Raw genomic sequence first — 12,234 nt, 5'->3', positions numbered from 1 at the left:
ATAACGTCCTTATCTCCTTACGTGATAAAAGGACACCCCATTTTTCCTGTCTAAAAAAAGTATTATGATGAAGTCAACAGCAGCAGAACAGCAGATGGATAAAGAGATCGTACCAGCCACCAACGCTTCCCAGAACGGTCATCAGCATGATGAGGATCATGATCATAACCATGAGCATGGCGGTGTATTGGGAAAGAATACGGAACTCTTTTTCAGTATCATCTGTGGCGTATTACTGGGACTGGGATTTGCTATCAGCTTTATTCATTCACTGCCGGCATGGCTTAGTTTATCTTTCTATATAGGCGCCTACTTTTTTGGTGGATTTTATACCACGAAAGAGGCCGTTGAATCTATTGCCAAAGGGAAATTTGAAATAGATTTCCTGATGCTGGTAGCGGCCATAGGCGCCGCCATTCTGGGCGACTGGGAGGAAGGGGCTTTATTGCTTTTCCTGTTCAGCATGGGCCATGCACTGGAACATTATGCCATGAATAAAGCGCGCAAATCGATTGCTGCGCTGGCAGAACTGGCGCCTAAAACAGCCATTGTAAGACGTAATAATGAAGAGAAAGAAATTACTATAGAGGAACTGCTGGCCAATGATATTATCATTGTAAAACCCAACAGTAAAATATCTGCCGATGGTATTGTTATAAAAGGCAGCAGTAGTGTGAATCAGGCGCCGATTACCGGGGAAAGTATTCCGGTAGATAAAACACCGGTGGCAGATCCGCAGCAGGCCGATAAAAATGTGAGCGCCGAACATAAAGTTTTTGCCGGCACCATCAACGGTAGCCAGGTGCTGGAAATAAAAGTCACCAGCGTGGCTGCGGATTCAACATTGGCCAGATTAATCAAGCTGGTGAATGAAACAGAAGCACAGAAATCTCCCACACAATTATTTACCGATAAATTTGAAAGATATTTTGTGCCGATAGTATTGATACTGGTGGTATCGTTATTGTTCGCCTTCCTGGTGATTGATGAAACATTCAGTCAGAGTTTTTATCGCGCTATCTCCGTACTGGTGGCTGCCAGTCCTTGTGCACTGGCTATTTCCACACCCAGCGCGGTGTTAAGCGGTATTGCGCGCGCCGCCAGGAGCGGGGTGTTAATCAAAGGTGGTGGACCACTGGAAGAACTGGGCAGTTTAACGGCCCTGGCATTTGATAAAACAGGTACGCTGACCGAAGGTAAGCCACAGTTAACCGCTGTAGTAACATTAAACGGCGCTACAGAAGAAGAAGTATTACAGGTAGTCATCGCCGTAGAGAAGTTAAGTGATCATCCGCTGGCTGCCGCCATTGTGAAAGGCGGGCAGGAAAAACTGAAACGGGAAGTAGCCGCTGCGGATGGGCTGATGGCCGTTTCCGGTCGTGGTGTAAAGGCAACCTATCAGGGCAAACAAATTGTGATCGGTAACCCGGGATTATTTGACCAGGAGGGCAAAAAATTACCGGCAGATGTGATCAGCCAGATTGATCAGCTGGAGAAGGAAGGCAACACCACTATGATTGTTCAGCAGAATGAACAGGTCATAGGACTGATTGCCCTGATGGATGTACCCCGTAAAGAAGCAGCAGCTACGCTGGCGCAGCTGAAAGAAATAGGGATCAAAAAAATAGTGATGCTCACCGGCGACAACCAGCAGGTAGCTACCGCCGTGGCTAATAAAATTGGTATCGCCGATGCCTGGGGTAGTTTGTTGCCGGAGCAAAAAGTGAAGGCCATCGAGGATTTAAGTCAACAGGAAGGAAAAGTAGCGATGATCGGTGATGGTGTAAATGATGCGCCGGCGATGGCGAAAAGCGCCGTGGGTATTGCGATGGGCGCCGCAGGATCTGCGGTAGCATTGGAAACTGCGGACATCGCACTGATGGCGGATAAGCTGGATAATCTGCCTTTTGCCATTGCTTTGAGCAGAAAATCGAAAGGTATTATCCGTCAGAATTTGTGGATGAGTTTAGGTATGGTGGCGGTGTTGATTCCGCTGACGATCATAGGTGTGGCTTCCATAGGAGTAGCCGTGATTGCACATGAAGGATCTACGTTGCTGGTGGTGTTTAATGGATTACGACTACTGGCATTTCAAATGAAGAAGTAATAAATCAGAAACGGGAAACGCCACAGATAAATATCTCTGGCGTTTCCCGCTTTATTATTGCAGGAAGGGGATGGTCATCATTTTATAATTCAGCGCGGCAGTGGTTCCCGCAGTTACATCGATGGTGACGCCGGTAATTTTGCCGGCCATTTCTGAAGCCAGGAATACGGCGGTATTCGCGATATCAGCCATGAGTGGAAGTGCTTTGAGCATGGTATCATCTTTCAGCTTTTCTAAAAAAGCAGGTACTTCCGGAGCGCCGGAGTTGATGGCATCGAGGAAAGGGTGAGAGTCTGGGGAACCGGCAGACCGGATATTTACTACCCTTACACCATTGGGCCCCAGCTCAGATGCCAGCCYTTTTACAAAGCTTTCTATGGCGCAACAGGCAGGTCCAAAACCACCTACCAGCGGATAGCCGATGCCTCCCGGGGTAGCCGTTAGCGTTAAGATGGTACCGGATCGTTGTTTACTCATTTGTTTGCCGGCAGCGGTAGCGGTGATGAAGTGTGTGCGCATCGCTGTTTTTACAGGATGCACAAAATCGTCCGGGTCCATATTCAGCAGGGGGATATTCTGTTTGGCTTCTATGCCGATCAGGTTAAAGGAAATATCCACAGCGCCGGTTTTAGACACCACCATGTCCAGGTGGGCATTAACCGCCTGCTGATCCAGCGCGTCTACTACGGCCACTTCTGCCAGGCCGCCGGCGGCAATGATCTCGTCTGCTACTTTTTGCACCGGCGCCAGGCGATGTCCGGTCAGGAATACGTGGGCACCCGCCCGGGCAAAGGCACGGGCTACTGCGCCGCCAAGGGAATCGCTTACACCATATACGATGGCGGTTTTGTGTTGTAGGAGGATCATCCGGATTTTATTTTGTTACCACAAACGTAACACAAAATGGATGCTTGTATGGTGTGTGAAAAGGACAATAACAGCGGTGTATTGCGCCAATTTTCTCCATAGGAGAACAACTATTCTCCTTCTTCTTCCAGCGCGCGGGCAATATTCTCATCCGGCACCAACCAGATAATAGCTACCAGCAGGATTAAGGCGCCTGAAACAGGGGTGCTGATATAAGCCATGGGAATAGCCAGTATATATAATCCTACTGACATCATTCCTTTCCTGCGCTGCCGGTTCAATACAGTTGCCATCACGGCTTCATGAGGATTGGATTTCATAATGGCCTGTTGCAGGATCGTAAAGGAAGCCCCGCAGAGCATGAGGAGTACTGCATACAGGACAAGCGTATGTGGCGCAAAATGATTTTCTCCCATCCATGCCGTGGCAAAAGGAATGAGTGAGAGGCAGAACAGTAGAAACATATTGGCCCAGATAATACCGGGTGTTACTTTTCTAACGGTGTGACAGAGGTGGTGATGGTTACCCCAGTAAATACCGACATATATAAAGCTCATGATATAACTGAGTACAACGGGATATAATGGTAGTAAATCTTTCCACTCCCCACCATGTGGTGTTTTAATTTCCAGCACCATAATGGTGATAATAATAGCGAGTACACCATCGCTAAAAGCTTCCAGCCGACTTTTGTTCATATAGGGTGATTAATTCCGGATTAAATATCAGGCTTAAATAAACGACATTGCATTCAAAATAGGAAATATCCGTCAGTTAGTAATTGGTAAATGACCATGAAATTTAAAAAAACCTAAAAGCACTTCTGCCACTTTTAACGGTTGTTCACTGTTGTCGGCCGCAATATGGCCGAGTCCTTTCAGATAAATACGCCTGGCCCCGGGTATGATTTGTTGTAAACTGTCAAGCGCTTTCTCTAAATAATTTATGCTTTTTGTGCCTCCCAACAACAGTATGCTTGCTTGTATATCTTTGATCTCCGGCAACAGCCGTGCGGAGTCGTTAATAACAATGCGGTCCTGACTAAAGTTCGCCACCAGTACCTGCAACGGAATTTCGTCTTCAGCAGGTTTTTTTTGCTGGCTTTTCATTTGCCAATTGATTAATGGCGCAGTGATGAATGCCGGAAGTTTACTAAATAATGAGTTATCGCCTGTGCCTTTAAGGATAGCGACAAAGGCCCGGCCATAATTATTAACCTTCAGGGCTTTTTGATAAGGCCCATTTATTTTATTGAACGGGTGTCCGGCAATCGCCAATGGCGGCTCGTAAAGTGCTATTTTTTGCAAACCGTTTTCCAGCAATAAAGCCTGTAATGTAATCACTGCGCCGGAACTCAGCCCGAAAATGTTCACTGTTTTCGTCTGGTGGATGATGGCAAGCAGGTCATTTGCTTCCGTTTGCAGGTCATCACCGGCCTGATAGGGGCCGCTTAAGCCCCGGCCACGGCGATCCGGCAGATAAACAGTGAAATCAGCTGACATTGCTTTAGCCAGTTCCGTGAAGTTCAGGGAGGATTGCAGCGCACCATGTAATAATATCAGACCGGGGCCATTACCAATTTGCCGGTAACCAATACGGGTGCCATCAGCAGAGATCACCCAGCTATTTTTAAATCCTTCTGTAAGTTTTGTTTGCATTTCTGGCTTCTTATATCTACTTTATCCATAAAGCAACAAATTTAAGGGTTGGGTATCTAATAGCAGGGCATCAAACGGATGAATATCTACCATTTATGCAAATCAGGAAAAAACTCAGCAGCGGCGCAGCAATGCCGCCGGTTAATATGGAATCCGTTCTTGCAGTAGCGCGTGGGACGACACAACAGTTCGCTGTTTCCGCTGTGGGGAACGAGCAAAAGTTGAAGTTTGTTGTAACCGACACCATGGGTATCGTTGACAGGACTATTATTACCGATACCGAAACGGCTGCTGTCCGTCATAAGAACTGGCTGCCAATGGTTGAACTCAATTTTATGCTGGCGGGTACAGCCCTCCTGGGTTACGATAGTCAATTACCTGCCAGCACGATGACAGCAGGAGATCATCAACTATTATTCAACCCATCAGGGGAGGAAACGAGCCAGGTGATGCATCGCGGAACCCATCGCTTATTTTCAGCCCACCTGTTACCGGATTATATGGCTGGTCTTTTTTCCGGTTATTTGCCGGAATTGACGCCATTAGCAGAAAAGATCGCTAACAGGGAGCCCTTTGTTTTGCAATCGCCTTCAAAGGCGCTAAGCCAGGATTTTAAATATTTCTTCTCTACATTCTGGGGGGCGCCCTCAGCTCCGGGATTAGGTAAACTATATTTTGATGCGAAGATTCTTGACCTGTTATGCCGTCAATGCGAAATATTGATCGGGCATCCCGCCAAAGACAGCCAGATATCCAAAACAGACCTGGAAAAGGTATATCATGCACATGCCCTGGTGTTGGAGCGGCTTGGCGACCCGCTTTCACTATCCGCACTTTCCCTGCTTTGCGGGCTCAATGAATTTAAATTGAAAAAGTATTTTAAACAGGTTTTCGGCACCACCGTTTTTGGCATGTTACAGGAAGAAAGATTGAAAGCGGCCCGGTACCTGATCAAAGAGGGTGAAAAAAACATCTCCCAGATTGCTTATGAACTGGGCTATGCCCACCCACAGCATTTTCAGCGCGCTTTTAAAAAACGTTTCGGAATAACGCCGACCGAACTATTGAAATAGGTTCTCCGGCCGATGTATATTCTAAAATCTACATCATTTCCGGTTACGCAGAAGGCCACTTATTTTGGCGCTACTGTTACGGACCTGACTACCTGCTTCCGGTAAAAAACTATTTTTTTAGCCCCRCTTTATTTTAAGACCAGGCTTTCCGCTATTTTACTTTTTAATACGCCGGCTTTATTATTTTTGCGACATGAGTTATATAGATTGTGCCGGCCTGATCGTAGTTAAGGATCGCAAACTATTACTGGCATTCAGTAAAAATAAAGGCGCCTGGTATTTGCCGGGAGGGAAGATAGATGCCGGCGAAACGCCRCTGGCAGCATTACAGCGTGAAATCCGTGAAGAGTTGAATATGGAATTGGCGGCGGATAGTCTCCGGTGGTATTATCATATTACGGCGCCGGCTTTTGGTGAAATTAATCTGCAGATGAGACAGGATTGTTTCCTGCATGAGTTGCAACAAGTGCCCCGTCCTTCTGCTGAAATAGGCGCGATCCGTTATTTCAGCCTGGAAGACTATTTGAAAGAAACACAACAGGTGCCGGGTGTGCTGACAGCATTTAAAAAGCTGCAGGAGGATGGGCTGGTGGATGCTGCTGAAGACTAAAAACAATTCCATAAATTCTATATCTATTTCCAACAAACTATCCCTGATTGAAGCCCAAATACAACGCGAGGTAATACTAACCGATGAAGAGGAGAAGCAGTTGCTGTTGTCGATGATCAAACCGGCCATAGGCATCCGTACCAGTAAGTCATCAGATCATGACCTGGCAGTGGGGGCCTCCAAGATTGGTGGACGCCCGGATTTGCCCCTTTCCTTTACCTGGCCACTTTACAAAGATGAACCACTTACATTTTGCGCCCAGTATAATTGTGCGGAGCTAACCCATTTTGATCCCGGGCATGTTTTGCCATCAGCAGGGATGATCTATGTGTTTATTTATATAGATAAAAACTACCCTGGCTTTTTAAATAATAAAGCATCCTACAAAGTTATTTATGCGGATGCCGCTCATTTAGGGAGAAGTGAATTTCCCGGGGGCTATTTCGAGGAAGGGATTTTTGAGACGGCGTGTATCGATTTTTACGAGTTTTTTACGATTCCGGATGAGGAAAATTACAAGTTGGCCAAAATGAAAAAATGGAATGACTATTTTGATGCGGCCCATGAAAAGGCGACGGATATTATAAATGCCGTCACCGGAAAGACGGACAATAGGCACCATCAGTTATTGGGAGACGACAGATCTGTTCAATCCAGTGTTGTATTTTATTTTGCCGAGCGGGCGTTGGATATAAGAACGCAGGAAGCATACGAGCGTCATAAAGCAGAACTGAATGAAATGCAGAAAGAATTTATGCTCTTACTGCAACTGGATTGCCATGATCAAAATACCAACTTATCAAAGTTTGGTGGATCCATGGTGATTTATTTCGGACTAAAGCCAGCGGAACTAAAAGGCTTACAGTTTGATCAGGCCGTCATGGCATTTCAAAGTAGCTGATCACATAAGTACTTACAAAGGACTTTACCTGCTTTTAATTTAGCGCAATAAACTGTATTTTATCCACCTTAAATGTGGTTATGAAACGAATCTTTCTTTTTATTTTCCTGTGTGGGCTACTGAAAAATGCCGCAGGTCAACAACCCGTATATATCTTTTCCTTCTTTAAAGATAACGGGCAGGATGGCCTGCACCTGGCGTATAGTCATGATGGTTATAACTGGAAAGAGCTGAATAATGGTCATTCTCTGCTGCAACCAACCGCCGGTGATGATAAACTGATGCGGGATCCCTGCATTATCCGGGGAGCCGACAGCTTATTCCATATGGTATGGACCGTGAGCTGGAAGGAGAAAAGCATTGGCTATGCATCATCCCCGGACCTGATCCATTGGTCGGCGCAAAGGGAAATCCCTGTAATGGCGCAGGAAGCTGGTGCATTAAACTGCTGGGCGCCTGAAATTACCTATGATGCCCGGCATAAGAAATATATGATCTATTGGGCCACCACCATACCGGGGCGCTTTATTGCCGGCGAGGCTACCGGTGACGACAAATACAATCACCGGCTGTATTATGTTACTACAAAAGACTTTCAGCAGTTCAGTCCTGCAAAATTGTTATATAATCAGGGATTCAATGTAATTGATGCTACCATCGTTCCGGATCATGGCCGGTATCTGATGTTCCTGAAAGATGAAACCAAAACGCCGGCGCAGAAGAATATCCGGATAGCCGTGAGTAAGTCACTTACCGGTGGCTATGGCAAGCCTTCAGCGCCTATTACCGGCGCTTACTGGGCGGAAGGGCCTACCACCCTAAGGCAGGGCCATAAATGGATCGTGTATTTTGACAAGTATACCCAGCACAGTTATGGTGTGGTGGAATCTACGGATCTGAAAACGTGGAAAGACGTTTCCGGTAAATTATCGATGCCGGCCGGTTTGCGGCATGGCACCGTGGTAGCCATCCCGGCAAAGGAATTTGATTACTTACTTAAAAATATCCCGTAAAAAGGGGATTTCTACCCCGCTGTCGGTTTTGTTCTATTTTCAGGTGCCTGCCAGTAGTAATTTGCACCAAGAAATAAAAATAACGCCGATATGTTTAAGTTTTCCACTGTACTGCTGATTATCACAGCCACTTCTACCGCCCTGATGGCGGGCCTCTTCTACGCCTGGTCCTGTTCTGTGACTATTGGTATTGCACGCCTCCCGGATAGCGCCTATTTAGCTGCTATGCAGGTCATGAACCGGGCCATCCTGAATGGTTTCTTTCTGAGCCTTTTTATGGGCACACTGATATTATTACCGGTTTGCACCTATATGCACTACCAGCAGCCCCTGAGCGGCGCTTTCTGGTGCCTGCTGATCGCCACCTTTGCCTACGGCATCGGCGTGTTTGGGGTGACCATGGTGGGTAATGTACCCATGAATGATGCCTTGGACGTTTTTAATATCCAGGCAGCTTCCGCACAGGAACTGGCGGCACAACGGCTCCGGTTTGAAGGTCCGTGGAACAGCCTGAACCTGGTAAGGGCCATCTGTGGCACCATCGCTGTGATATTCGTCATTATTGCCTGTATCCTTACAAACAAAAACAAATGAAAACATACGCTATTGTAGCCATCCTGCTGCTGGTAGCTGCCCTGGCCAGCTTTCCCTTTCATCCCAACCGTGCCGCCACCAGAGGCGTACCTTCTGATAATGCCCGGTTGAAACAAACTGCTTTATCCGTGCTGACGCAGAAATGTAATGTTTGTCATAAGGTATACAACCCCGGAAAAGTATTTACGGCAGACAATATGGAATCCCTGGCGCCGAAGATCTATAAACAGGTATTTGTGAAAAGAAGGATGCCTAAAGGAAGAGATATCAGATTAACGCCGGAGGAAGAGCAGCTGTTGAAAGGATGGCTGGAAACAAAAGTACCGGGAGTGGTGGATTGAGGAGAAAGGAATAAATATAATGCTCATCAATGTCCTGCAATATCTTTCATATGAGAACAGATATGCCGCGTACTATTCATCTCTTTAATAACTTTTCAACGTAACCGTGTTGGCTACTTTCCGGGGCATTTCGATCATCATATTTTTCCATGGTGTATAGGGCAGGATCTTCCATATTTTCTCGCTCATCCAGCGTTTGAAACGGGTGGCAGGCACAAACCATTCCGCGCCGTCTGCCAGCTTCTGGCTGGCTGCCACGAAATCACGCATTTGCGCTTCATAGCGGGCAAAAGCTATCGTATGTTCACCTTGCGCCGCTTTGAGTTCACCCGCTAAAATGTAGGCGCCTACAACGGCCATACTGGTTCCCATACCAGACATGGGAGAGGCGCAACCGGCGGCATCACCCAGCAACGTAACGCGGCCCTTAGACCAGCTATCCATTTTAATCTGGCTGGCGGAATCGAAATAAAAATCTGTGGCGTTGTCCATGTATTGCAGCAGTTGTGGTACCTGCCATTCTTCGTTGGTGAAACGTTCACGAATCATTTGTTGCTGCGCTTTAGTATCCCGGTAGTCATAGTCGAGCTTTGGTGCTGCAAAATAAAAGCTGGCCCTGGCTTCCGTATCCTGTTTAGCGCTGAAGATGCCCACACGTTTTCCCAATGTACTATAGAAAACGCCTGCCATATCTTTCAGTTGCATAAAATTGGGGACGGTGAAAACGGCGAGATAAATACCCAGGTGATGCATGAAATTGGATTCATCGCCGAAGGCTACTGACCTGACTTTGGAATGTAATCCGTCTGCACCCACTACCAGATCAAAACGGCGGGTATTCCCGCTCAGGAATGTGACAGTGGCGCCGGTGGCGTCCTGTGAGATAGCAGTAACAGAGTCATCGAAGATATATTCCGTATCCTGTTTGCTTGCTTCATACAATACGTTGGCGAGGTCGCCGCGAAGTATTTCCAGTTCACCGCTGGTAAAGCCATCCGGCATCCGCGCCACTTCTTTATTTTTTTTATCCACGATACTAATCTTGCCGGAGCGGGTTTCGTACTTGCGAATTTCTTCCAGCAGGTTCATTTGCGCTAACACCTGCATGGCGGTGCCGCGAAAGTCTATGGCATAACCGCCGGGACGGATGTGCGGGGCGCGTTCCACAATAGTTACTTTAAAGCCATAACGGTTTAGCCAGAAGGCCAGTGCAGGGCCGGCGATACTTGCGCCAGAGATCAGGATGTGTTTTGTTTTCATACCGTCAAAGCTATACCGGCAGATAGGGAAGTACAATTTCAAACAGGTAAGGCCACCTGATAAGTCGGTGAAAACGGGAATGTTCCAGGTAAAATGTGGAGACTTCTTAAAAGTAAAAGCTGGTGGGTGACGATTTATAAAGCCACCCCAAAACAAGTGTGGAAGCTTGTTTCAGGGTGGCGGGTATTCATTATAATTTCTCCATCATGATCTGTGCCGTTTGCAGTGCGCCTTCTACCCAACCCTGGGCATCGGAGTAGGCTTCTCCGCAAATGAACAGAGGGCAGTTGTCAATGGGATGCACGATTTTATCTCTTACTTCCCAGCTTTTTACGCCGATGTTCCAGCTGTTCCATCCGCCACCGTATGGGTCTTCTCCCCAATCGCGGAAGGCGGCGCTTTTTACTTCAGGAGTCGCTTCAATATCATGTACCTGGCTTAGCTGCCTGGATATTTCATCCACCATGCGTTTGGGTGCTTCGTAATCACTCCATTGCTGGTTAAGGCCATATTTGCCGGTGGCAGCTTTAACGGGTAGTTTGTCATCTGCTCCGCGGAAAGCATCCACGATTGTTCTGGAGCGGCCCAGTCTCCAGGCCAGGCTGCGCTTAGGTCTGAGGCCATCCCAGAAGCCGGTGTTATTGCCGTCATCATAACTGGCCAGCAGTATGGACTTGCCCTGGGTGGGTGGCGTACCATCGTCTTTAGGCCAGTAGTAGGTTTGTCGTACGGGTATATCCGTTACTGTGCGGCCGGTTTCAATAGGAGGAGTGCCTTCTACTTTAGTCCACCAGGGTTCGTCATAAGTGGTGAACAGTTTAAACAGTGGGCGACCGGTAACGCTGTTGATCAGCGTATTGATTTCCTGCAGCTTGGGGCTTTGCGGCGCCAACAGTTCCAGGGAACGGCGTGGCATTGCGAGGACCAGCTGATTGGCCGTGATGCTTTCGTCGTTGAAAATGAGATTAAAAACATCACCTTTCCAGTCGAAGCGTTCCAGTTTTTTATTGAGTGAAATGCTGCCACCCAGTTCTTCGAAGAATTTTCCGAGTGTGATAGGTACCTGTTGAAAACCATTTTTAAAGCCCATGTAATGAGGGGTGATACCAAAGTCTGATAAGAACCAGGGAATGGCATCTGCCGCATTCCAGTTGACCAGCGTGGTATCGTAACCACCGGCATCTAAGCTGAACTGGTAACCTTCGCTGCTGACTACGCGGTACAACAGATTCCAGAAGCCCCATTGATAAAGCGGTAATCCTTCGAACGTAGCTGCTTGTACCATTTTACGGCGTTCTTCATCTGTGGCAGCACCGATGCCGGGCACTACTTTTTCGATGGCATCTACGATGATGGTACCGGGACCTTTACCGTATTCGTTTTTAGAAAGACGGTACGGTACTTTTGCGGGATCTTTTATGAAATCAGCGAGCCGCATATGAATACCGCGGAGGTAGGCGATGTTTTGGTCTTCATCTACCGGAAAATCAAATAATGTAATTTTTTCTTCGGGTGGTAGTTGCAGGTTGAGTTCTGCTATCAGCGCCATGGCTCTTTCCTGAATGTTTTCCAGCACCCGCATCCCGCCGAGTTCTGCTACCATGTTATCGATGCCTGGTGGTCGCACGGAAAGCAGGCGGCCACCGATATGGCCGGAACCTTCATACAGCGCAATTTTTTTGCTCTCTCCATATTTCTGTTTCAGTTTCCAGGCAGTATATACTCCGGAAACTCCACCGCCAATGATGGCGATGTCGACATGTGCATTTGCCATAAAATGTTTGTTTTGGGTTTATAGGAAATTGTGGTG

General features: G+C 47.3%; 12 protein-coding genes. 7 read left to right on the top strand and 5 right to left on the bottom strand.

Annotation, left to right across the window (positions count from 1 at the left end; genetic code table 11):
- Window positions 1–64: 64 nt before the first annotated feature.
- Window positions 65–2,107, top strand: a complete 2,043-nt coding sequence (locus tag AC1DP6_RS27145) for a heavy metal translocating P-type ATPase (RefSeq protein WP_477057666.1) — start codon at window positions 65–67, stop codon at window positions 2,105–2,107.
- 54 nt (window positions 2,108–2,161) lie between these two features.
- Here the strand turns inward: AC1DP6_RS27145 and AC1DP6_RS27140 are convergent, their stop codons facing one another.
- The 3 genes from AC1DP6_RS27140 to AC1DP6_RS27130 form a co-directional block, all read right to left on the bottom strand.
- Complete coding sequence (locus tag AC1DP6_RS27140; RefSeq protein WP_477057665.1) at window positions 2,162–2,974, bottom strand: SDR family NAD(P)-dependent oxidoreductase; 813 nt, start codon at window positions 2,972–2,974, stop codon at window positions 2,162–2,164.
- A 110-nt stretch (window positions 2,975–3,084) separates the two neighbouring features.
- On the bottom strand, window positions 3,085–3,672 hold the full coding sequence (locus AC1DP6_RS27135) for a TMEM175 family protein (RefSeq protein WP_477057664.1): 588 nt from the start codon (window positions 3,670–3,672) through the stop codon (window positions 3,085–3,087).
- A 72-nt stretch (window positions 3,673–3,744) separates the two neighbouring features.
- A complete protein-coding gene (locus tag AC1DP6_RS27130; protein ID WP_477057663.1) occupies window positions 3,745–4,632 on the bottom strand; it encodes an alpha/beta fold hydrolase in 888 nt (295 codons plus the stop codon).
- 95 nt (window positions 4,633–4,727) lie between these two features.
- Between AC1DP6_RS27130 and AC1DP6_RS27125 the strand changes: the two genes are divergently transcribed.
- The 6 genes from AC1DP6_RS27125 to AC1DP6_RS27100 all read left to right on the top strand — a co-directional run bounded on the left by AC1DP6_RS27125 (window position 4,728) and on the right by AC1DP6_RS27100 (window position 9,164).
- A complete protein-coding gene (locus AC1DP6_RS27125) occupies window positions 4,728–5,705 on the top strand; it encodes a helix-turn-helix domain-containing protein (RefSeq protein WP_477057662.1) in 978 nt (325 codons plus the stop codon).
- 193 nt (window positions 5,706–5,898) lie between these two features.
- Window positions 5,899–6,315: an NUDIX hydrolase gene (locus AC1DP6_RS27120; protein ID WP_477057661.1), complete on the top strand. Its 417-nt coding sequence runs from the start codon at window positions 5,899–5,901 to the stop codon at window positions 6,313–6,315.
- Window positions 6,287–7,216, top strand: coding sequence for a DUF1963 domain-containing protein (locus AC1DP6_RS27115; protein WP_477057660.1), 930 nt, complete (start codon window positions 6,287–6,289; stop codon window positions 7,214–7,216). Before AC1DP6_RS27120 ends, AC1DP6_RS27115 begins: the two co-directional genes overlap by 29 nt.
- An 80-nt stretch (window positions 7,217–7,296) precedes the next feature.
- Window positions 7,297–8,229, top strand: a complete 933-nt coding sequence (locus AC1DP6_RS27110) for a glycoside hydrolase family 43 protein (protein ID WP_477057659.1) — start codon at window positions 7,297–7,299, stop codon at window positions 8,227–8,229.
- Window positions 8,230–8,319: 90 nt separating this feature from the next.
- Window positions 8,320–8,823 carry an anthrone oxygenase family protein gene (locus tag AC1DP6_RS27105; protein ID WP_441575641.1) on the top strand — a complete coding sequence of 168 codons (504 nt, stop codon included), beginning with the start codon at window positions 8,320–8,322 and terminating at the stop codon, window positions 8,821–8,823.
- Window positions 8,820–9,164 carry a hypothetical protein gene (locus AC1DP6_RS27100; protein WP_477057658.1) on the top strand — a complete coding sequence of 115 codons (345 nt, stop codon included), beginning with the start codon at window positions 8,820–8,822 and terminating at the stop codon, window positions 9,162–9,164. Before AC1DP6_RS27105 ends, AC1DP6_RS27100 begins: the two co-directional genes overlap by 4 nt.
- An 84-nt stretch (window positions 9,165–9,248) precedes the next feature.
- Here the strand turns inward: AC1DP6_RS27100 and AC1DP6_RS27095 are convergent, their stop codons facing one another.
- Together AC1DP6_RS27095 and AC1DP6_RS27090 are read right to left on the bottom strand one after the other, a co-directional pair.
- Complete coding sequence (locus AC1DP6_RS27095) at window positions 9,249–10,424, bottom strand: FAD-dependent monooxygenase (RefSeq protein ID WP_477057657.1); 1,176 nt, start codon at window positions 10,422–10,424, stop codon at window positions 9,249–9,251.
- A 190-nt stretch (window positions 10,425–10,614) separates the two neighbouring features.
- A complete protein-coding gene (locus AC1DP6_RS27090) occupies window positions 10,615–12,198 on the bottom strand; it encodes a flavin monoamine oxidase family protein (RefSeq protein ID WP_477057656.1) in 1,584 nt (527 codons plus the stop codon).
- Window positions 12,199–12,234 lie beyond the last annotated feature (36 nt).

This window comes from Chitinophaga sp. 01L420 (assembly GCF_056399985.1).
Note: the sequence above shows the minus strand (reverse complement) of the source record. Positions and strands in the feature narration are given on the sequence as shown.

What these genes read in the sequence shown, in the direction of transcription:
- AC1DP6_RS27130 (WP_477057663.1), bottom strand. Translation starts at nt 4,632, where the DNA reads ATGCAAACAAAACTTACAGAAGGATTTAAAAATAGCTGGGTGATCTCT.
- AC1DP6_RS27115 (WP_477057660.1), top strand. Translation starts at nt 6,287, where the DNA reads ATGGGCTGGTGGATGCTGCTGAAGACTAAAAACAATTCCATAAATTCT.
- AC1DP6_RS27135 (WP_477057664.1), bottom strand. Translation starts at nt 3,672, where the DNA reads ATGAACAAAAGTCGGCTGGAAGCTTTTAGCGATGGTGTACTCGCTATT.
- AC1DP6_RS27110 (WP_477057659.1), top strand. Translation starts at nt 7,297, where the DNA reads ATGAAACGAATCTTTCTTTTTATTTTCCTGTGTGGGCTACTGAAAAAT.
- AC1DP6_RS27095 (WP_477057657.1), bottom strand. Translation starts at nt 10,424, where the DNA reads ATGAAAACAAAACACATCCTGATCTCTGGCGCAAGTATCGCCGGCCCT.
- AC1DP6_RS27100 (WP_477057658.1), top strand. Translation starts at nt 8,820, where the DNA reads ATGAAAACATACGCTATTGTAGCCATCCTGCTGCTGGTAGCTGCCCTG.
- AC1DP6_RS27090 (WP_477057656.1), bottom strand. Translation starts at nt 12,198, where the DNA reads ATGGCAAATGCACATGTCGACATCGCCATCATTGGCGGTGGAGTTTCC.
- AC1DP6_RS27145 (WP_477057666.1), top strand. Translation starts at nt 65, where the DNA reads ATGATGAAGTCAACAGCAGCAGAACAGCAGATGGATAAAGAGATCGTA.
- AC1DP6_RS27125 (WP_477057662.1), top strand. Translation starts at nt 4,728, where the DNA reads ATGCAAATCAGGAAAAAACTCAGCAGCGGCGCAGCAATGCCGCCGGTT.
- AC1DP6_RS27105 (WP_441575641.1), top strand. Translation starts at nt 8,320, where the DNA reads ATGTTTAAGTTTTCCACTGTACTGCTGATTATCACAGCCACTTCTACC.